The following is a 17,640-nucleotide window of genomic DNA, read 5'->3' as shown; positions in this document are numbered from 1 at the left end:
GTTTCCCGACAACCGTATAACATTTCCTCGCCGGCCGCGTCCGTCGCCCGCGTTCAGGGCATGTACCGCACGACGACGACGCCCGGTTCCGAACGAATCTCCACGCGGTTCACGCCGAGGCGCGCCGCCCGAGAGAGCGTCCCCTCCTCGTCGTCGGCCACGTCCGAAACCGCCTCGTCCGTCGTCTCCTCGGGGACGGTGATGACGTGCAGTTCGCCCGTCCCCGCCCGTTCCTCCCGCGTCAGTTCGCCCACCGGTTGGTCGGCGGCGATGTCACGGGCGTGGGCCGTCGGCGACTCGTCCGACACCTCCAGCGAAAGCGGTCTGCGCTCCCGCATCTCCACGAGTTGGTAGGAGACGTTCATCGGCGGGTCCGGGGAGACGACGCCCTCGACGGCGTCGTGGCGTTCGACGCCGGGATTCGACGAGAGGGTGTGGACCTGTCCCGTCTCGACGTCTTTCAACACGGCCGAGTCGTCGTCCGCGGCGGTCACGAGAAACGTGCCTTCGACCCGTTCTTCGTCGGTCATCGCCGCGGGGTACGCCGCGCGCCCCCTTCGGGGTTTCGTCATCGGCGGACCGCCGCCTCCCGAGCGTTTATCCGCCCCCTCGGCGACCACCCGCACATGCCCGCGCTCTGGCGGTTGACGCGGAACGAACGCGCACGACGGGTGTACGATGCGCTGAAGCGGGTCGGAGTCACGGGGACGCGGATGTACCAGTACGTCGCCGACCCGCGGGACGACGCCGGGGCCGACGACGCCGTCGAGGGAATCGAGTTCGCGGCCCGCGGCCCGGCGGACGTCGGCGACGAGTACGAGGCGTTCGCGGAACTCCGCGACGACGAGACGGTCCTCTGTGCACTCGACGGCGACGAGATAGTCGGCTACCTGTTCGTCAGCGTGGACGTCACGCACCGCATCCACCCTCTCGAAGAGACGCTGACGTTCGACGGCGGGTACGTCAGGCGCGTGTTCGTCCGCCCCTCCTATCGGGGACGGGGAATCGCCACCGCCCTCGTCTCTCGGGCGCGCGACGCCGCCGCCGACGCCGGGGCCGAGGCGGTGCACGCCCTCGTCGCCCTCGACAACAAGCCCTCCCAGTGGGTGTTCGAGGCCAACGGCTTCGAACGTCGGTTCGAACACGCCTACTACCGCGTCGGCCCCCTTCGACGGCGACGCCTCGAAGATATTGAGCGCACGTAGGTCTCGGTAGCGCTCCGTTTCTATATATCTTCTATTTAATTATGTAGCGCGGCGGGAAAATTTATGCGCTCTCGGGACCGACATCGAGGTAGAGCGTCACATGTCCAACGAAGGGAGGTCCGTACTTCGGGGCTGGAGCGAACAGGTAGACGCGCGGGCGCGTCGGGTGCTCCGCTCGTCGGCGGGCGACAACATGGTGAGCCGGTTGGGGGTCGCAGACTGGTTGAGTCTCGCCGCGTTGTTCTGGGCGTGGGTCGGCGCGGTGTTGTTCGTCCAGAACGAACCGAACTGGGGCATCGTCGCCGTCCTCGTCGGGTTCGCGTTCGACAAACTCGACGGCTACTACGCGCGGGAACACGGGAGTCCGTCGGCGTTCGGGCGGCAGATAGACTCCTTCATCGACATCTTCACCTACCTCGTCTCGGCGGCGTTGCTGTACCACGTCGTCGTCTCGCCGCACGCCGTCGCCAGCGCCGTCGTCGGGTTCGTCGTCATCATGTTCGGCGGCCTCAGACTCATCCGCCACAACGACGAGGGGTTCTTCGACGAGGAGGGGACGAGCTACTACCACGGCACCACCGTCGTCCACACCCACGCCGTCGTCCTCGCGAACTACTTCCTCTTTCAGTTCGTCCCCTTCTGGAACGGGTGGGTGGCCGGACTCACCGTCGTCGCCGTCTGCCCCCTGATGACCTCGGAGTACAAGGCGTACAAGACCGACTTCGCGCACACGTTGGTCGGCGTCGGCGGCGTCGTCACCATCGCACTCTGCCTCGCCCTCGAATTCGGATACGCATGACGAAACTGGGAGTTCCGGACGGCGGGGACGGAGCGAGCGACGGCGTAGGCGAGGTGAGCGACGGGGACGGCACCGGCGACGCAGACGACGCCGACGGCGAACGCCGCGAGGGGGGCGGGTCGCTCTTCGGTCGCTATCGGACGCTGCGGTTCGACCCGCACGTCCACTCGGAGGGCTCGTACGACTGCGAGACGCCCGTGGAGGCGATACTCGAACGCGCCGCGGCCGCCGGCCTCGACGCGGTGGCGGTCACCGACCACGACGAGATAGACGAGTCCCTCAGGGCCGCCGAGTTGGCCCCCGTCTACGGCCTCGTCGGGATTCCGGGCGTCGAAGTTTCGACCGCCGAGGGACACCTGCTGGCTCTCGGCGTCGAGTCGGTTCCGGAGACCGGCCGCTCTCTGGCCGAGACGGCGCGCCGCGTGGCAGACGCCGGCGGCGTCAGCGTCGTCCCCCACCCGTTTCAGCGCTCCCGGCACGGGGCGCGGCGGCGCGCGATAGACGGCGCGGCGGTGGACGCCGTCGAAGTGTACAACGCCCACACGCTCACCGGACTGCGGAACGGGCAGGCGCGGTCGTACGCCGACGCTCGGAGTATTCCCGGCGTCGGCGGGAGCGACGCCCACGGCCCCGCACTCGTGGGGCGGGCGTACACCGTCGTCGGCGTCCCGAGAGGGAAGGAAGCCGACCCCGAGGCGGTTCTCGACGCCGTCGCCGCGGGCCGAACGGCCGTCCGCGGGGAGCGGACGACCGCCCGGCAGTATCTCGAAAAGTACGCGACGAACGCGAGCATCCTGACCGCGTCGATACTCTGAGATGGGACGCGTCTTCGAGTCCGACCGCGCCCGGCGCGACGCCGCCGTTCGCCTCTCGGCCCTCCTCGTCGTCGCCGTCGCCGCGGGGCTTTCGGTCCACGCCTTCGCGCCGTCGCTCGCGAGTCCGAAGCGGATTATCGCCGCCGTCGAACGCCTCGGGCCGTACGCGGGCGTCGGCTTCGTCGGCGTGCAGGCCGCGCAGGTGATATTCGCGCCGATACCGGGGCAGGCCCTCGGCGTCGCCGGGGGGTACCTGTTCGGAACCGTGCGGGGCGCGGCGTACAGCGTCGTCGGCGTCGTCCTCGGCAGCACCGTCGTCTTCGTCCTCGCGCGGCGGTTCGGCCGCCCGTACGTCGAACGCGTCGTGGACGACGCCGTCCTCGAACGGTTCGACTCGTTCGTCGAGGAACGCGGCGCGGTGGGTCTGTTCGTCGTCTTCCTCTTTCCCGCCTTCCCGGACGACGCCGTCTGCGCCCTCGCGGGCCTCACGACGCTCCGAATCCGGACGCTCGTCGTCCTCGTCGCCGCCGGGCGAATCCCGACGTTCCTCCTCGTCGCTCTCGTCGGCGAACGCGCCGCGGACGGACGTCTCCTCGCCGCGGGGTCGGTCGCCGCGGCACTCGTCGTTCTCTCCGCACTCGTCTACCTCGGGCGCGGGAAGTTCGACGCCGTGCGGTGACGACCCGTTCATCCGAGGAGGCGGTGAACCGCCGCGATGAGGAGAGCGCCGCCCAGGGGGACGACCCACGAGAAGGCGGACGGAATCGCATAGAGGAGGGCGACGACGGGGGCGAAGACGCCGGACGGCGCGGGGCGGGTGACCGTCTCGCCGTCGAGGACGAACGTCTCGGGCATCGACGCGACGAGGCCGAAGTACAGAGAGAGCAGAAACAGGAAGCCCGCGACGGCGAGGGCCGCCTCGTACCGGTCCCGCGACTCGATACCGCGGCGGTGCCGCCGCGCGACGACGAGTATCGGGGCGACGGCCGGGAGGACGACGAGCAAGCCGACGACGATGTAGAACGCCCGCGAGAGCGTGAGCGACCCGCCTTGGACGGCGGCGGTGTTGCCGACGAGGACGACGACGCCGATGAGGACGAAAAGCGAGATGAGACCGACGGCCGCCGCGCTGACCAGCACGTACGACTTAAACAGGAGCGACCGACTCGACCGGAACGCGTAGGGGAACGCGCCGAAGACGCCGTTGTAGCCGTCCGCCATTGGCGGCGATTGGACTCGGCGGCGATTAAGCGAACCGGTCCGCGTCGGGCGTCTCACGTTCCCGTCGCGGTTCGCGTCCGTCGGAACCGGGGACCCACCTTTTTGCCCGCCGCCGTCGGCTGTTGTCGTATGCACGTCGATATCGGGAACGTTCTCGACGGGACGCCGAGCGTCTCGCGGGACAGTCTCGAACGGTTGGACGGGGCGGTGGCCGCCGCGCACGAACGCATCGAGTCGGGACGCGCCGACGCCGAACACGGCTACGCGGCGTTGAACCTGCCCGAGACGGCCGACGCGGGCGAGATTCGCGCCGCCGTCGAACCGTTCGGCGACCCCGAAGCGATAGTCACCGTCGGCATCGGCGGGAGCGCCCTCGGCGCGGCGACGCTGACGGAGGCGTTGGCCGACGAGGACGACCCGGACGCGTACTACCTCGACAACGTGGACCCCGAGCACGTCTCGACGCTCGTGGAGTCGCTTCCGCTCTCGGAAACCGTCGTCAACGTCGTCTCGCGGTCCGGGACGACGGCGGAGACGCTGTCGAACTTCCTCGTCGTCCGCGAGGCGATGGAGGCGGCGGGCGTCGATTGGACCGACCGGACGTTCGTCACGACGGGCGAGGAGGGAAACCTCCGGAACCTCGCGGAGAAACACGACCTGCCGGCGTTGGACGTGCCGGAGGGCGTCCCCGGTCGGTTCTCCGTACTCTCGACGGTCGGACTCGCCGCGGCGGCGATTCAGGGCCACGATTTAGACGCCTTACTCGCGGGCGCGGCGGACGAAGCCGACCGCCTGTCGGGGTCGCTGTTCGAGTCGCCCGCGTACGCCTACGGGGCGACGACGTACGCCCTCGCGCAACGCGGCGCGCTGACGAACGCGATGATGCCGTACGCGGAGTCCATGGAGTACTTCGCGGAGTGGTTCGCGCAACTGTGGGCCGAGAGCCTCGGGAAGGACGGCGTGGGGCAGACGCCCGCCCGCGCCCTCGGGGCGACGGACCAACACTCCCAACTGCAACTGTACCGCGCCGGGCCGCGGGACAAACTCGTGACGCTCGTCCGCCCGCGCGAACGCGAGGACCGGGGGATTCCCGAGACGGACCTCGAAGGACTGTCGTACCTCGGCGGGTCGTCGCTCGGCGAACTGCTGGACGCCGAGTTCGAGGCGACGGAGGCGAGTCTCGCCGCCGCGGGCGTCCCGAACGTCCGAATCGAAATCGACCGGGTGGACGAGCGCGGACTGGGCGAACTGCTCTACGGGATGGAGGCCGCCTGCGTCCTCTACGGCGAACTCGCGAACGTCTCGACGTTCACCCAACCGGCCGTCGAGTGGGGCAAACGGGCCGCCCGCGGCTTGCTCGGCGGCGGCGACTTCGAGGAGGCCGACGCCGTCGCGGAGAAGACGACGCTGGTCGTCGAGTAGTCGGACGAGTCGGCGTCGGGGAGTCGCGCGCCCGATCGGAGATTCTATCCGCCGGGGCGGCCTACCGACTGCCGTCTTCGCCATGGCAACCGACCCTCAAGCCTCGTCGCTCGACGACGCGCGCACGCACCTCCGAGCGTTCGGCGGCGCGTTCGTCGTCGTCGCCCTCGCCTTGCTCGTGGCGGTCATCTTCGTCTCGCTCCTCCAACCCCTCGTCGAAGCGTTCGGCGTCGCCCCGGAGAGCGCACTCGGACGCGCGTTGACCAGCGCCGCGCAGTTCGTCGGATTCGGCGTGGCCGCCGTCGGATACCTCGTCGTGACGGAGCAACGCGAGTTGGTGTCCGTCCGCGCGCCGACGGCCCGCGACGCGGCGTGGGTTGCCGGCGGCCTGTTGGGACTCGTCTCCCTCTACCTCGCTATCGTGTTCGGGATGGAGGCGCTCGGCATCCAGATGGCCGGGAGCAACCTCATCGCGCAGGGGCAGGACGAACCGGTGTACTACCTCTACCTGATTCCGGTGACCCTCCTGCTTGTCGGCCCGACGGAGGAACTCGTCTTCCGCGGCGTCGTGCAGGGGTCGTTCCGCCGAGCCTACGGCCCCGTCTTCGGCGTCGTCGCCGCCAGCGCCGTCTTCGCGGCCATCCACTGGAGTTCCTTCTCGGGGAGCGGTCGGTTCGTCACCCTCGGCGTCATCCTCCTCTTGGGGGCGACGCTCGGGACGGTGTACGAGAAGACGGAGAACCTGTTCGTGCCCGCGGCGGTCCACGGCCTGTTCAACACCGTCCAGTTCGTCTACGTGTACGCGACGGCGACGGGTCTGCTGTAAGGTCCGGTCGGAGGGAAAACCGATTACCTCGACGGCCGTGAGTGAGAGAACGTGCAGATAGATTGGTCCGCCGCCGAACGGTTCCTCTCGTACGTCGACGGGGAAGAATCGGTGTCCCGCCTCTGGAATCACCCCGCGTACGACGTCGTCCGGGAGCACGCGGCCGTTCTGGGTCGGGACGTGACGCCCGAAGGTATCTCCGAAGCGGTCGACGGCGAACCGGACGCGTTTCCCGGGTTGGAAGGCTTCTCGGAGACCCGACCTCGGATCGTTCGCCTCCTCGACCGGGTCCGCTCCCGGGAACGCGAGTGGACCGACGAAATCGAACGACACCTCCGACGCGTCGTCCCGAACGCGGAGACGTCGGACGTGACTGTCTACCTCGGCGTCGGCTACGAAATCGGAGTCGGCGTCCGAAGCGGTGCCTACGTCAACCTCAACGAACCGCTGTTCCTCCGAGCGCCGCGTCAACTGCTGTACACGTGCGTCCACGAGAGTTCTCACGTCCTCTACGAGGGAGAACACGACGCACTCGACAGGCTCGGGCCCAGACCCATGGAGTACGACGACCAGCGGGCCGTCTGGAACACCGTGTTCCACACGGAGGCGTTCGCGACGTACGCCCCGCTCGAACTCCGTCGGTCGGACGGCAACGTCGGCGGGTGCGACCACGTCATCTGCGATGACTACGCCGTACTCTCCGATTCCGAACGACTTCGAACCCTCGTCGAGGAGTACGACTCGGTCCGCGAACGGATCAGTCGCGAATCGCTGTCGCCCGACGAGATGGTGTCGCGCCTCTTCGGAGGGTCGCGACTCCCCTACCGAGTGGGGTGTGCGCTCCTCGAAGCGGTCGAACGCAGAGACGGACCGGACGCCGTTCGAGACGCGTTCTCCACCGACCCGGTGGAGTTCCCGACGCGGTACGACTGGGCCTTAGACGAGTATCGAGCGTGAACCGGTCGGGGTCCGCGTCCGAGGGCGTTAGTTGAGTCCCATCCGTACAGTACCGCGAGGTGAGCGAACCCTCGCGGCTTTTTTGGTCCAGATTTTGCGCCGAGGGGTCGCGCAGAGCGCGACCCGAGGCGTAAAAAGGTGGGTGTTTACGCCGGGTTCTTCCGCGCGAGGTCCATCCCGCAGACGGGACAGCGGTCCTTGTTGTCGTCGAACTCGCGCCCGCAGCCCTGACACTGGTACTTCCAGTCGCGTTGCTCGGAGATGCCGTCTTGGGCGATGACTTCGACCTGTACGTTGAGCTTGTCGGCGACGTTCTGCATCGCGTAGTCGTCGGTCACGAGGACGCCGTCGAGTTCGAAGGCGGCGGCCAGGAGGCGGACGTCGGTGTCCGAGAGCGTCTCTCGGTCGCCCGTCTCGCCCGCCGCGCGGCGGACTTTCTCGACGGTGCCCGAGGCGGGGATGTGGATGTGCATCCCGGATCCTTCCATCGCGTCGAACCGGAAGGACGCCTCCCCCTCCAGTTCCTCGTTGACCATGGGGATAGAGGCCGTCTGTTCTGTGGTGTGGTACTCGTTGATGAACGCAGAAGAGTCGAGGATGTGCATCGGCGTCGATTAGCGTTGGATGACGATGTAGTCCTTGACCGCCTGCACGCGGGAGACGGGGACTCGGAATCGGCCTTGGTCGTTCTGTTCGAACGCGAACTGTCCCGGGCGAACCTCCTCGTTCGGGGTGACGAGGAGATCGTGTAGCGCGCCGGTCTTCAAGTCCATCGTGATGTTGTACAACTGCCCGAGCTCGGTTCCGTCCGAGCCCATGACGGCCTTCCCCGAGAGGTTTTCGGCGAGTATGTCGGCCATGCAGGTGCATACCGTGTAGCCCCACATAAACTCCACGGGGCCGTCTGACGACCGGCCGACGAACGCGGCGCGAGGACCGACGAACGGACGACGGAACCGAACCGTGCTATCAGGCCCCGCAGCGGCGGAAGACGCCGTCGCGGTGCGGCGACGGCCCGGACGTGACGATGGACTTAACTGCAATCCCGAACAGGCTACGGACAAGAGAACTTCTCCGGGGTGATTCTTCATGTCTGACACAGATTCCGACGCCGACGCGGACGCAGCCACAGAACCGAACACGCTACGCACCCCCATCGTCGCCGTTCTCGGGCACGTCGACCACGGGAAAACGACCCTGCTCGACAAGATACGCGGCTCCGCCGTCAGCGAGGGCGAGGCGGGCGCTATCACCCAGCACATCGGCGCGACGGCCGTCCCCTTAGAGACGGTCTCGGAGATGGCGGGGAGCCTCGTGGACCCCGACGACTTCGACCTGCCGGGACTGCTGTTCATCGACACGCCGGGGCACCACTCGTTTACGACGCTTCGCTCCCGCGGCGGCGCACTCGCGGACATCGCCATCGTCGTCGTGGACGTAAACGACGGGTTCCAACCGCAGACCATCGAGGCCCTCGACATCCTCAAGCGGACGGGCACGCCGTTCGTCGTCGCGGCGAACAAGATAGACACGACGCCCGGATGGAACCCCCACGAGGGCGAACCCATCCAGCGGACGTACGACAAGCAGTCCCAGAACGCCAGCCAGCGACTCGACTCGAACCTCTACGAGATTATCGGCAACCTCTCGGACGAGGGGTTCTCCGCGGACCTCTACTGGCGCGTCCAGAACTTCCAGAAGAACGTCGGCGTCGTCCCCATCTCCGCCATCACGAGCGAGGGGATTCCGGACCTGCTGGCCGTGCTGATGGGTCTCTCCCAGCGCTACATGAAAGAGCAGATGGAGATAGACGTCGCCGGCCCCGGCGCGGGGACGGTGCTGGAAGTCAAGGACGAACGCGGGTTCGGGACGACCCTCGACGTGGTGCTGTACGACGGCACCATCGCCGAGGACGACACCGTCGTCGTCGGCGGGATGGACGGCCCCATCGTGACGGACGTGCGGGCCCTCCTGCAACCGCGCCCGAACGCCGAGATTCGGACAGAAAAGCGCTTCAACAAGGTGGAGTCGGTCACCGCCGCCTCCGGTATCAAAATCGCCGCGCCCGACCTCGAACTGGCGATGGCGGGCGCGCCGATTCGCGTCGTCCGCGACCGAGACGTAGACGACGTCATCGCGGAAGTCGAGGCCGAACTCGCCGAGATAGAGGTCGATACGGAGGAGGAGGGCGTCGTCGTGAAGGCCGACACCCTCGGCAGTCTCGAAGCGATGGCGAACGCACTCAAGGAGGCGGAAGTGCCCGTCCTCCGCGCGGAAGTCGGCGACGTCGCGCCGCGCGACGTGGCCATCGCCTCGACGGCCCGCGAGGACGAACACAAGGTCATCCTCGGGTTCAACGTGGACGTCCTGCCGAACGCCAAGCAGGAACTCGACCAGAACGACGTGCGCCTGTTCGACGACGACGTCATCTACCAACTCATCGAAGACTACGAGGAGTTCGTCGAGGAGCGAAAGCGCGCCCAACAGGAGACGGTCCTCGACAAGATAATCCGGCCCTGCCGGTTCCGCATCCTCGAAGACCACGTCTTCCGGCAGTCGAATCCCGCCGTCGTCGGCGTCGAGATACTGTCGGGCACCCTGAAGAACAACACCCACGTCGCGAAGTGGGAGGGGAACGAACCGAAGCGCGTCGGCCAACTCTCCGGCATCCAAGAACAGGGCGAGGACGTCTCGAAGGCCCGCGCGGGCAAGCGCGTCTCCGTCGCCATCGACGGGCCGACGGTCGGCCGCCAGATAGAGGAGGGCGACGAACTGTGGGTGCAACTCCCCGAGAAGCACGCGAAGATTCTCGAACAGGAACTGTCCGACGACATCCCGGCCGACGAACTGGAAGCGCTCACGGGCTACCTCGATAAGCACCGCCAACGCGACCCCTTCTGGGGGAAGTGACGGCCTAACCGACGTGTCCGTTTTTGTGACTGCCGCCCGAGTGTGACGGCATGCTCTCGCGCGAAAACGCGGTCATCCTCGGCTTCGGAGCGTTAGCGCTCGGACTCGCGATATTCGGGTCCGAGCTCCCGTGGTGGAACCAGACGCTGTTTCTCCTCGTCGTCATCGTCGTCGGCATCCTCGCCCCGTTGGCCGTCAACGACTACCTCGACAAGAGAGACCGGACGTGAGACGCGCGGCCCGACGTCCGCGTCGGCGGCGTCCCCGTCAGTCGAAACTGAACGTCTCGCCGCCGCAGTTCGGACAGTCGTCGCGCCCGACCGGAGTCGGGCCGAGCGACTCGAAGGCCAAGAGGCTGAGGCCGCAGTCGGCGCACCGAACGTTTCTCGGCACCGCCCGGCGCTACAGCCTGACGGGGTTACCGTCGGACGAATCGCCGAGCGTGCGCACGCGAACGTCGCCGTCGCCGTCGACCGAGATGTCGTAATCGAGGTAGGTGAACGAGATCTCGGCCACGCCGCCGAACGCGACGAGCTGTTCGAGGGCGTCGGGGTCGACGGCCTCGTACAGCGGTGGCAGAGAGAGGACGTCCGTCCCTTCGCGGTCCGCAACCGAGGTGAGAATACGTTCGGTGACGCTCTCGGCGGCGTCTGAGCGGAGAGTACTTCGATTGTAGGCCATCGCTCTCTCGTACGCCGCGGGACTATAAAAACGTAATTGAGGTATGTAAGAACTTAATTTTCTGCAATCCTAGTAAAGAATCAATCGCGAAAGGTGAGATCGGACGCGAATCCGCTGAACGCTTGCCGGGAGTGTTCGGAGATGAGGTGTTCCCGTTCGATGCGGAGTCCGAGTTCCTCGATGTCGTAGGCGAGTTCGGTGATGGCGCTTTTGTCTCTCGCCGCCGCGACGACGTAGACGTTCTCGTTGCCGGTCATGAGGGAGAGCACTTCCACGACGCCGGAGAGGTCGCGGACGTTGGCGACCAGTCGCGCGCGTTCGGCGACGCGCGCGGTGCAGACGAACATGAACAGGTGCTGAATCCCGGCGTTGTCGTAGTTGACGTTCACCTGGTAGTCCTCGATGACTCCCTCCTCCTCCATCTTCTGGATGCGGTTACGGACGGTGTTATCGGAGACGTCCACGGCGTCGGCGATGTCGGTTATCGCGCACCGACCGTCGCGTTGGAGGTGAAAGAGGATCGCTTGGTCTACGAGGTCCAGCGGTGACGGATCCATACCGCGCCTTCGACCCACCCGGACAAACGTGCTTCGGCGGTGACCCGGCCGGGCGTTCGTCCGCCGACCTCGAAGCGCCTCGTAACTTATGGAGACGTTCGGCAGATAGGTCCTCGCGGTTCGGGGTAATGTTTACTACGGAGCCGTCCGTACGTTACGGTGGAGGTGAGTTACATGAGCACGAGACAGACACCGACCGGTGAAGCGATAGTACCGAAGTTCGAGTCGGAGTACGACGTTCTATTGTTGTTGTTGCCGCTTCCGTTGATGCTCGGCGTGGTCGGTGCCGTGCTCACGTCGGTTCCGGTCGCCGTCGGCGCGGGCGTCGGCGGTCTCCCATCGGCGGCGTTGCTCGCCTACGGCCTGTTCGTGAAACCGCCGATGCCCGACCGTCTCGGCCGACGGGGATGAGGCCGCGACGCCTCGTTACGTCCGCAGTAGAACCGCTTCGTTCGGGCGTCGTTCCTTCGATCTTCGCAGAATAGCGTACGGTCCGCGGAGACGCCTCAGCGAGCGGTCGGCGTGAGTTCGTCGCCGACTGCGTTCATGACCTGAAACGCCGCGGAGGCGGCGAGTCCGCGAGCCACTTCGTCTCTGTCGTCGTCGGTGAGACCCGACTCCAAGTCGTTCTCGTCGGGGCTGAAACCGGCGCTGACCGGCCGGCCGACGGGCGGGTGGACGGCCACCGTCGCCTGCGGACCGTTGCTTCCGTAGGAGAGTTCCGACCCGATGGCGTACCCCTCCGGAAGATACGACTGCGTGCGGGAGACGATTCCCGCGACGGCCTCGCGCAGCGTCCGGACCTGTTCTGTCGAGAGGTCGTCCTCGTTCGGACGGCCCGCATCGACGACGCCGGGAGAACCCGCGTAGGGGTTGTTTCCGTTCATGAGGATAAGTTACTCTTCATAAGCGCAGTACGATGATAAAGCCGTCGAAGGGTGCGAATCTCTGTCACAGTATCGGCTCGCTCTCGCCGTAGGCGGCGACGGTGACCGCCGTCGTGTACCCCTCGCCGTCGGCCTCCGCGGCGGTGACGACGACGCGTTCGTCGTCGAACTCCCACTCGCGGAGGCCGCGCCCCGCGGCCAGTCCGTCTTCGACCGCCCGCCGGACGGCCGCCGGGTCCTCGCCCGACGCCTCGTAGAAGAGGCCGGGTCCCGGTCCGGTCGCCCACCCGAGTCCGGCGGCGACGGTACCCTCCTCGGCCGTCGTCGCCCGCGCCTGTACGACCGTCAGGCGGTTGCCCGCCGGACCGAGATTCGGCGCGGTGTCGACTTCCTCGACGGACGCGCCCTCGGGGACGATAGAGGAGACGGCGACGAGGTTGTAGTTGTGCACGTTGGCCGCGGCCAAGGCGGCGTCGTACGACGCCATCTCGGTGGGCGCAGTGCCCACGCCGCGAACCACGTAGATGGTGCTCATCGTCGGAGAACGGCGGCGCGGGAAATAAGGAGTTACGGAAGCGCGGCGTCGGCCGCGGGAGTCAGTACTGGTAGTCGGTGTGGCCCGGAAGCGTCGTCGTCTCGTCGGTGGATTCGAGTTTCTCGTAGGCGGCCTCGAAGTCCGCGCGGGTGACCTCCGTCCGTTCGTCGCGGATGGCGAACATCCCGGCCTCGGTGGCCAGAGAGGCGATGTCCGCGCCGGAGTAGTCCTCCAGTTTCTCCGCGAAGTCCGCGAAGTCCACGTCGTCTGCGACGTTCATGTCGCGGGTGTGGATCTCCAGAATCTTCTCGCGGCCCTCGGCGGCGGGCTTGGGCACCTCGATGAGGCGGTCGAACCGGCCGGGACGGAGGATTGCCTCGTCGAGCATGTCGAAGCGGTTCGTCGCGGCCATGATGCGAATCTCGCCGCGGTCGTCGAAGCCGTCCATCTCCGAGAGCAGTTGCATCATCGTCCGCTGGACCTCCGCGTCGCCGGACGTCTTCGAGTCAGTCCGCTTGGAGGCGACGGCGTCTATCTCGTCGATGAAGATGACGGCGGGTTCGCGGTCCGCGGCGAGTTCGAACAGGTCGCGGACGAGGCGGGAGCCTTCGCCGATGAACTTCCGGACGAGTTCCGACCCGGCCATCTTGATGAACGTCGCGTCCGTCTCGTTGGCGACGGCCTTCGCGAGCATCGTCTTCCCGGTGCCCGGCGGGCCGTAGAGGAGAACGCCGGACGGCGGGTCGACGCCGACTTCCTCGAACATCTCGGGGTTCTTGAGGGGGTCCTCGACCGCTTCGCGGACCTCCCGGACCTGTTCGTCGATGCCGCCGATGTCCTCGTACCGGACCTCGGGCGACCCGTCGACTTCCATCGCCTGCGCGCGGGAGTCCGTCTCGTCGTCCAAGAGCGTCTGGATGGCGAAGGAGTCGTTGATGGCGACTCGGTCGCCGGACTCGACTTCGGCGTCGAGGTGCGGCGAGGCGTCGGTCAACACCTCCTGGTTGTTACCGTGCTGTTTGATGACGACGCCGTCGTCGGTCACCTCTTCGACCGTCGCGACGTACAGCGACGAGGTTTTCAGCGCTTCGTTGCGGTCCTTCAACTGTTCGACCTCGTCCTTCAACTCCTCGCGCCGGTCGAGCGCCTCCGAGAGGCGGTCGTCGAGTTCGTCGTTCACCGCGACGAGACGCTCGAAGTGCTGCCGGATGGCCGACAGGCGTTCGGCCTCGGACATCTCCGGGTCGAGGTCCAGACGAGGGCGTTCAGGGAGAGAGGGGCTTCTGGACATCAGTTGCACGACTCTTAGAGACGCGCGTAAATGTGCCTTTGGGTACCCCAAGTCGTTTGTGGCGGCCTATTTCGACGGAGAACGCGCCGGAAAACGGGACATTCGCAACCCGTCGAACGGGGACGTGTCCGACGTACGTCAAGAATCGCCGTCCGGGTCGGCGGCGTCCCTCGCGCGTGCCCGGTGAAGTACTTAGTGTCTCGTCGATTCAATCGACGCGTTCGCCCTGATACGATCCGTCGTACGTCTCCTCGTGGTCGGCCTCGGCGAGAACTAACTGCGCGACGCGCGCGCCGCGTTCGAGTTCTATCTCGTGGTGGACCTCCAAGAGGCCCTCGCCCTTCCCTTCGTACCCGGCGTCCCAGACGGCGGTGTCGAGCATGCAGGAGTTGCGCATCAGCGAAGACCGGGGGTAGAGAAAGCCGACGTGTTCCTCGGGGATGCGGATGGTCTCGGCGTACTGGAGGACGTACCCGCCGGGAGAGAGGCGGTAGACGCCGCCCTCGGCGTCGAGTTCCCGTCGTTCGCCGATTTCCTTCCCCTCCCTGCCGATTCTCCCCGGTCCGACCTGTTCGAGGACGGCGGCGACGGTCAGGTCCACGCCGTTCGGTTGCACCTGCGAGTCGTCTATCGGGTCGATGCGGTCCGCGACGAATCGTCCGGAGCGAAACATAGCGGGAGAGTCGCGGCGACCGAAAAAGGGCTATCGTTGTTCCGCCGACAGTCATATCACCGAACATACACGAAAAATCGAACGACGGAGGCGTTGTTCATGATTGTCACAGATATTCATTTTATGCGTATAAGGAACATACCTCTATCCTCAAACACGCGGGATTTATAATCGTAGACGGCCGACTCCGACACGTTATGGGACAGACGCTTACGGAAAAAATACTCGACGATCATCTCGTCGAAGGCGAGCTCGAGCCCGGCGAGGAAATCGGAATCGAAATCGACCAGGTCCTCACGCAGGACACGACGGGGACGATGGTCTGGCTCCAGTTCGAGGCGCTCGGCCTCGACGAACAGCAGACCGAACTGGCCGCGCAGTACTGCGACCACCAGACGTACCAGTTCGACTTCAAGAACACCGACGACCACCGCTTCCTCCGTTCGGCGGCGGGCACGTACGGTGCGCACTTCTCCCGACCGGGCAACGGCATCTGCCACAACGTCCACAAGGAGAACTTCGCCGCGCCCGGGAAGACGCTGCTCGGCTCTGACTCTCACACGCCGACACCCGGCGGCCTCGGCGAACTCGCCATCGGTGCCGGCGGCCTCGACATCGCAGTCGCCATGGGCGGCGGCGCGTACTACGTCGAGATGCCGGAAGTCGTCAACGTCCGCCTCGAAGGCGAACTCCAGGACTGGGCTTCCGCGAAGGACGTCATCCTCGAGATGCTCCGACGCCTCTCCGTGAAGGGCGGCGTCGGCAAGGTGTTCGAGTACACCGGCCCCGGCGCGAAGTCGCTCTCGGTGCCCGAGCGTACCACCATCACCAACATGGGGACGGAACTCGGCGCGACGTCCTCTATCTTCGAGACCGACGAGAAGACGAAAGACTATCTCGCCCGACAGGGCCGCGAAGACGAGTACGTCGAACTGAAGGCCGACGACGACGCCGAGTACGCCGACGAAGTCGTCATCGACCTCTCGGAGATCGAACCGCTCATCGCGAAGCCGTCGATGCCCGACAACGTCGTTCCCGTCGACGAAGTCGCGGGCACGGACGTAGACCAGGTCATCGTCGGTTCCTGTACCAACGGCGGCTACGAGGACGTTCTCCCGGCCGCGAAGATGGTCAAGGGCCGCGAAGTCGCAAAGAGCACGGACCTCATCGTCGCGCCCGGTTCGAAGCAGGCCGGAGAACTGCTCGCCCGCGAAGGCTGGACCGCCGAGATGATGGCGGCCGGCGTCAACGTCTCCGAGGCGACCTGCGGACCGTGTATCGGTATCGGCCACGTCCCGGCTTCGAACTCCGTCTCCGTCCGGACGTTCAACCGCAACTTCGAGGGTCGCTCCGGCATCGAGGACGACTCGGTCTTCCTCGCCTCGCCGCAGGTCGCCGCCGCGGCGGCGCTGAAGGGCGAAATCGTCGATCCCCGCGACCTCGCGGACGAACTCGGCGACCTCGAAGCGCCCGGCGTCGAACTCCCCGACCAGTACGACGCCTCGAAGGCCGACCTCATCGCACCCGACGAGGCCATCGACGACGAACTCATCAAGGGCCCCAACATCGGCGAAGTGCCGCTGAAGGACCCCCTCCAAGCGAACATCGAGGGTGAGGCGCTCCTGAAGATGGAGGACAACATCACGACGGACCACATCATCCCGGCCACGTCCGACATCCTCAAGTTCCGCTCGAACATCGAGCGCCTCTCGGAGTTCACGCTCTCGCGCGTCGACGACACGTTCGCCCAGCGAGCGAAGGAGGCCGACGGCGGCTTCCTCGTCGCCGGCGAGAACTACGGGCAGGGCTCCTCCCGCGAACACGCCGCGATGTGTCCGATGTACCTCGGCATCGAGGGCGTCCTCGCGCAGTCGTTCGCGCGCATCCACAAGGCGAACCTGTTCAACTTCGGCATCGTCCCCCTCGCCATCGACGAGGAGACGTACGAGAAGATAGAGCAGGGCGACGACATCGCGATCGTCGACGACGTCGCCGAAGCCGTCGAATCCGGTCAGGAAGAGTTCACGATCCGCGTGAACGACGACTGGGAGGCGACGGCGACGCTCGACGCCTCCGAGCGCGAACGTCGCATCCTCACCGCCGGCGGCAAGCTGTCGCTGACGAAGCAGCAGAACGAGGAAGACTCCTCCGGCGGCGCGACGCCCGCGGACGACTGAACGACGGCTCCGCACCACAACGTCCCATTCTTTCGACGCTCTCCCGGTAGCGACCGGTCCGTCGGTTCGACTTCCCCGCCACCGTCCCCGGAGTCGTCGCGTTTTTGCGCCCCTCCCGCGTACGTGCCGGTAGTGAACGAGAGGTCACGGAACCCGGACGGAACCGACCGGAACGCGCGGGCCGACGGGTCGGGCGCGGACGCCGCCGCGCCGGAGAACACGGTCGTTCGGAGGGCGACGCGGTCGGACCTCCTCGACGTCTACCGCATCGAGAAGAGTTCGTTCTCCCAGCCGTGGCCCTACTCGGCGTTCGAGACGTTCCTCGAGGAACCCGGATTCCTCGTCGCCGTCCGCGGGCCGGCGGTGGTCGGGTACGTCGTCGCCGACGTGATGCCGAACCACGGGCGCGGCATCGGACACGTCAAGGACATCGCCGTCCGCCCCGACGCCCGCGGGGCGGGACTCGGCCGCTACCTCCTCGAACGCGCCCTCGTCGCGTTGACCATCGACGGCGCGACGCTGGTGAAACTGGAGGTTCGCGTCGGCAACGAACCCGCCATCTCGCTGTACCGCGACGTGGGGTTCGAACGGGCGCGCCGCGTCCCCGGCTACTACGCCGACGGCGAGGACGCGTTCGTGATGGTGCTCGACCTCGACGCGTGGCAGGCCTGAACGGCGCGAGTA

At 66.6% G+C, this 17,640-nt stretch carries 22 protein-coding genes and 1 pseudogene; 12 read left to right on the top strand and 11 right to left on the bottom strand.

The genetic code is table 11. From position 1 onward, the window contains the following. Window positions 1-53: 53 nt before the first annotated feature. Entirely contained in the window at window positions 54-530 is a 477-nt protein-coding gene (locus BLS11_RS01475; protein ID WP_092534402.1) for a DUF5812 family protein, read from the bottom strand. Window positions 531-626: 96 nt separating this feature from the next. Between BLS11_RS01475 and BLS11_RS01470 the strand changes: the two genes are divergently transcribed. The 4 genes from BLS11_RS01470 (at window position 627) to BLS11_RS01455 (ending at window position 3,498) form a co-directional block, all read left to right on the top strand. Continuing rightward, window positions 627-1,205, top strand: a complete 579-nt coding sequence (locus BLS11_RS01470; RefSeq protein WP_092531866.1) for a GNAT family N-acetyltransferase — start codon at window positions 627-629, stop codon at window positions 1,203-1,205. 100 nt (window positions 1,206-1,305) lie between these two features. After that, window positions 1,306-2,004, top strand: a complete 699-nt coding sequence (locus tag BLS11_RS01465) for a CDP-alcohol phosphatidyltransferase family protein (protein WP_092531863.1) — start codon at window positions 1,306-1,308, stop codon at window positions 2,002-2,004. Next, window positions 2,001-2,819, top strand: a complete 819-nt coding sequence (locus tag BLS11_RS01460) for a CehA/McbA family metallohydrolase (protein WP_092531860.1) — start codon at window positions 2,001-2,003, stop codon at window positions 2,817-2,819. Before BLS11_RS01465 ends, BLS11_RS01460 begins: the two co-directional genes overlap by 4 nt. A gap of 1 nt (window position 2,820) precedes the next feature. Beyond that, window positions 2,821-3,498 (top strand): TVP38/TMEM64 family protein, encoded by a 678-nt coding sequence (locus BLS11_RS01455; RefSeq protein ID WP_092531857.1) that lies wholly within the window; start codon window positions 2,821-2,823, stop codon window positions 3,496-3,498. 8 nt (window positions 3,499-3,506) lie between these two features. Here the strand turns inward: BLS11_RS01455 and BLS11_RS01450 are convergent, their stop codons facing one another. Further along, entirely contained in the window at window positions 3,507-4,040 is a 534-nt protein-coding gene (locus BLS11_RS01450; RefSeq protein ID WP_092531854.1) for a DUF8056 family protein, read from the bottom strand. 129 nt (window positions 4,041-4,169) lie between these two features. Between BLS11_RS01450 and BLS11_RS01445 the strand changes: the two genes are divergently transcribed. The 3 genes from BLS11_RS01445 to BLS11_RS01435 all read left to right on the top strand — a co-directional run bounded on the left by BLS11_RS01445 (window position 4,170) and on the right by BLS11_RS01435 (window position 7,245). Then, on the top strand, window positions 4,170-5,462 hold the full coding sequence (locus BLS11_RS01445) for a glucose-6-phosphate isomerase (protein ID WP_092531851.1): 1,293 nt from the start codon (window positions 4,170-4,172) through the stop codon (window positions 5,460-5,462). An 82-nt stretch (window positions 5,463-5,544) separates the two neighbouring features. Then, window positions 5,545-6,288, top strand: coding sequence for a CPBP family intramembrane glutamic endopeptidase (locus BLS11_RS01440; RefSeq protein WP_092531849.1), 744 nt, complete (start codon window positions 5,545-5,547; stop codon window positions 6,286-6,288). A gap of 51 nt (window positions 6,289-6,339) precedes the next feature. After that, a complete protein-coding gene (locus BLS11_RS01435) occupies window positions 6,340-7,245 on the top strand; it encodes a hypothetical protein (protein ID WP_092531846.1) in 906 nt (301 codons plus the stop codon). A 146-nt stretch (window positions 7,246-7,391) separates the two neighbouring features. On the opposite strand, the gene BLS11_RS01430 is transcribed toward BLS11_RS01435, so the two are convergent. After that, window positions 7,392-7,850, bottom strand: a complete 459-nt coding sequence (locus BLS11_RS01430; protein WP_092531843.1) for an NOB1 family endonuclease — start codon at window positions 7,848-7,850, stop codon at window positions 7,392-7,394. Between the two features lie 9 nt (window positions 7,851-7,859). Beyond that, a complete protein-coding gene (locus BLS11_RS01425; RefSeq protein ID WP_092531839.1) occupies window positions 7,860-8,105 on the bottom strand; it encodes a PRC-barrel domain-containing protein in 246 nt (81 codons plus the stop codon). 229 nt (window positions 8,106-8,334) lie between these two features. Between BLS11_RS01425 and infB the strand changes: the two genes are divergently transcribed. Both infB and BLS11_RS01415 read left to right on the top strand, forming a co-directional pair. After that, entirely contained in the window at window positions 8,335-10,155 is a 1,821-nt protein-coding gene (gene infB / locus BLS11_RS01420; protein WP_092531836.1) for a translation initiation factor IF-2, read from the top strand. Window positions 10,156-10,205: 50 nt separating this feature from the next. Further along, entirely contained in the window at window positions 10,206-10,385 is a 180-nt protein-coding gene (locus BLS11_RS01415; protein ID WP_092531833.1) for a DUF7987 family protein, read from the top strand. Window positions 10,386-10,422: 37 nt separating this feature from the next. Here BLS11_RS01415 and BLS11_RS19810 read toward each other — a convergent pair whose 3' ends face one another. From BLS11_RS19810 to BLS11_RS01405, 3 genes are all read right to left on the bottom strand, one after another. After that, on the bottom strand, window positions 10,423-10,548 hold the full coding sequence (locus tag BLS11_RS19810; RefSeq protein ID WP_258555506.1) for a hypothetical protein: 126 nt from the start codon (window positions 10,546-10,548) through the stop codon (window positions 10,423-10,425). A 9-nt stretch (window positions 10,549-10,557) separates the two neighbouring features. After that, window positions 10,558-10,836 (bottom strand): HalOD1 output domain-containing protein, encoded by a 279-nt coding sequence (locus tag BLS11_RS01410; RefSeq protein WP_175454345.1) that lies wholly within the window; start codon window positions 10,834-10,836, stop codon window positions 10,558-10,560. Between the two features lie 80 nt (window positions 10,837-10,916). After that, complete coding sequence (locus BLS11_RS01405; RefSeq protein ID WP_092531830.1) at window positions 10,917-11,393, bottom strand: Lrp/AsnC family transcriptional regulator; 477 nt, start codon at window positions 11,391-11,393, stop codon at window positions 10,917-10,919. Window positions 11,394-11,567: 174 nt separating this feature from the next. Between BLS11_RS01405 and BLS11_RS01400 the strand changes: the two genes are divergently transcribed. Continuing rightward, complete coding sequence (locus BLS11_RS01400; RefSeq protein WP_092534396.1) at window positions 11,568-11,804, top strand: DUF8015 family protein; 237 nt, start codon at window positions 11,568-11,570, stop codon at window positions 11,802-11,804. A gap of 95 nt (window positions 11,805-11,899) precedes the next feature. On the opposite strand, the gene BLS11_RS01395 is transcribed toward BLS11_RS01400, so the two are convergent. From BLS11_RS01395 to BLS11_RS01380, 4 genes and pseudogenes are all read right to left on the bottom strand, one after another. After that, window positions 11,900-12,280: a DUF5811 family protein gene (locus tag BLS11_RS01395; protein WP_092531827.1), complete on the bottom strand. Its 381-nt coding sequence runs from the start codon at window positions 12,278-12,280 to the stop codon at window positions 11,900-11,902. A gap of 64 nt (window positions 12,281-12,344) precedes the next feature. Continuing rightward, window positions 12,345-12,815 (bottom strand): pyruvoyl-dependent arginine decarboxylase, encoded by a 471-nt coding sequence (locus BLS11_RS01390; RefSeq protein WP_092531825.1) that lies wholly within the window; start codon window positions 12,813-12,815, stop codon window positions 12,345-12,347. Between the two features lie 61 nt (window positions 12,816-12,876). Beyond that, window positions 12,877-14,106: a proteasome-activating nucleotidase Pan2 gene (pan2, locus tag BLS11_RS01385; RefSeq protein WP_092531822.1), complete on the bottom strand. Its 1,230-nt coding sequence runs from the start codon at window positions 14,104-14,106 to the stop codon at window positions 12,877-12,879. A gap of 208 nt (window positions 14,107-14,314) precedes the next feature. After that, window positions 14,315-14,782 (bottom strand): annotated as a pseudogene (locus tag BLS11_RS01380) (deoxyuridine 5'-triphosphate nucleotidohydrolase); the annotation flags it as partial. 194 nt (window positions 14,783-14,976) lie between these two features. On the opposite strand from BLS11_RS01380, the gene BLS11_RS01375 reads away from it, so the two are divergent. Both BLS11_RS01375 and rimI read left to right on the top strand, forming a co-directional pair. Continuing rightward, window positions 14,977-16,956 (top strand): aconitate hydratase, encoded by a 1,980-nt coding sequence (locus BLS11_RS01375; RefSeq protein ID WP_092531816.1) that lies wholly within the window; start codon window positions 14,977-14,979, stop codon window positions 16,954-16,956. A 132-nt stretch (window positions 16,957-17,088) separates the two neighbouring features. Continuing rightward, on the top strand, window positions 17,089-17,628 hold the full coding sequence (gene rimI, locus BLS11_RS01370) for a ribosomal protein S18-alanine N-acetyltransferase (protein ID WP_092531812.1): 540 nt from the start codon (window positions 17,089-17,091) through the stop codon (window positions 17,626-17,628). Window positions 17,629-17,640 lie beyond the last annotated feature (12 nt).

The sequence above is a fragment of the Halopelagius longus genome (genome assembly GCF_900100875.1).
GTDB lineage: Archaea > Halobacteriota > Halobacteria > Halobacteriales > Haloferacaceae > Halopelagius > Halopelagius longus.
The sequence above is the reverse complement of the archived record's forward strand: the minus strand, read 5'-3'. Positions and strand labels throughout refer to the sequence as shown.

What these genes read in the sequence shown, in the direction of transcription:
- BLS11_RS01475 (WP_092534402.1), bottom strand. Translation starts at nt 530, where the DNA reads ATGACCGACGAAGAACGGGTCGAAGGCACGTTTCTCGTGACCGCCGCG.
- BLS11_RS01470 (WP_092531866.1), top strand. Translation starts at nt 627, where the DNA reads ATGCCCGCGCTCTGGCGGTTGACGCGGAACGAACGCGCACGACGGGTG.
- BLS11_RS01465 (WP_092531863.1), top strand. Translation starts at nt 1,306, where the DNA reads ATGTCCAACGAAGGGAGGTCCGTACTTCGGGGCTGGAGCGAACAGGTA.
- BLS11_RS01460 (WP_092531860.1), top strand. Translation starts at nt 2,001, where the DNA reads ATGACGAAACTGGGAGTTCCGGACGGCGGGGACGGAGCGAGCGACGGC.
- BLS11_RS01455 (WP_092531857.1), top strand. Translation starts at nt 2,821, where the DNA reads ATGGGACGCGTCTTCGAGTCCGACCGCGCCCGGCGCGACGCCGCCGTT.
- BLS11_RS01450 (WP_092531854.1), bottom strand. Translation starts at nt 4,040, where the DNA reads ATGGCGGACGGCTACAACGGCGTCTTCGGCGCGTTCCCCTACGCGTTC.
- BLS11_RS01445 (WP_092531851.1), top strand. Translation starts at nt 4,170, where the DNA reads ATGCACGTCGATATCGGGAACGTTCTCGACGGGACGCCGAGCGTCTCG.
- BLS11_RS01440 (WP_092531849.1), top strand. Translation starts at nt 5,545, where the DNA reads ATGGCAACCGACCCTCAAGCCTCGTCGCTCGACGACGCGCGCACGCAC.
- BLS11_RS01430 (WP_092531843.1), bottom strand. Translation starts at nt 7,850, where the DNA reads ATGCACATCCTCGACTCTTCTGCGTTCATCAACGAGTACCACACCACA.
- BLS11_RS01425 (WP_092531839.1), bottom strand. Translation starts at nt 8,105, where the DNA reads ATGGCCGACATACTCGCCGAAAACCTCTCGGGGAAGGCCGTCATGGGC.
- infB (WP_092531836.1), top strand. Translation starts at nt 8,335, where the DNA reads ATGTCTGACACAGATTCCGACGCCGACGCGGACGCAGCCACAGAACCG.
- BLS11_RS01415 (WP_092531833.1), top strand. Translation starts at nt 10,206, where the DNA reads ATGCTCTCGCGCGAAAACGCGGTCATCCTCGGCTTCGGAGCGTTAGCG.
- BLS11_RS01410 (WP_175454345.1), bottom strand. Translation starts at nt 10,836, where the DNA reads ATGGCCTACAATCGAAGTACTCTCCGCTCAGACGCCGCCGAGAGCGTC.
- BLS11_RS01405 (WP_092531830.1), bottom strand. Translation starts at nt 11,393, where the DNA reads ATGGATCCGTCACCGCTGGACCTCGTAGACCAAGCGATCCTCTTTCAC.
- BLS11_RS01400 (WP_092534396.1), top strand. Translation starts at nt 11,568, where the DNA reads ATGAGCACGAGACAGACACCGACCGGTGAAGCGATAGTACCGAAGTTC.
- BLS11_RS01395 (WP_092531827.1), bottom strand. Translation starts at nt 12,280, where the DNA reads ATGAACGGAAACAACCCCTACGCGGGTTCTCCCGGCGTCGTCGATGCG.
- BLS11_RS01390 (WP_092531825.1), bottom strand. Translation starts at nt 12,815, where the DNA reads ATGAGCACCATCTACGTGGTTCGCGGCGTGGGCACTGCGCCCACCGAG.
- pan2 (WP_092531822.1), bottom strand. Translation starts at nt 14,106, where the DNA reads ATGTCCAGAAGCCCCTCTCTCCCTGAACGCCCTCGTCTGGACCTCGAC.
- BLS11_RS01375 (WP_092531816.1), top strand. Translation starts at nt 14,977, where the DNA reads ATGGGACAGACGCTTACGGAAAAAATACTCGACGATCATCTCGTCGAA.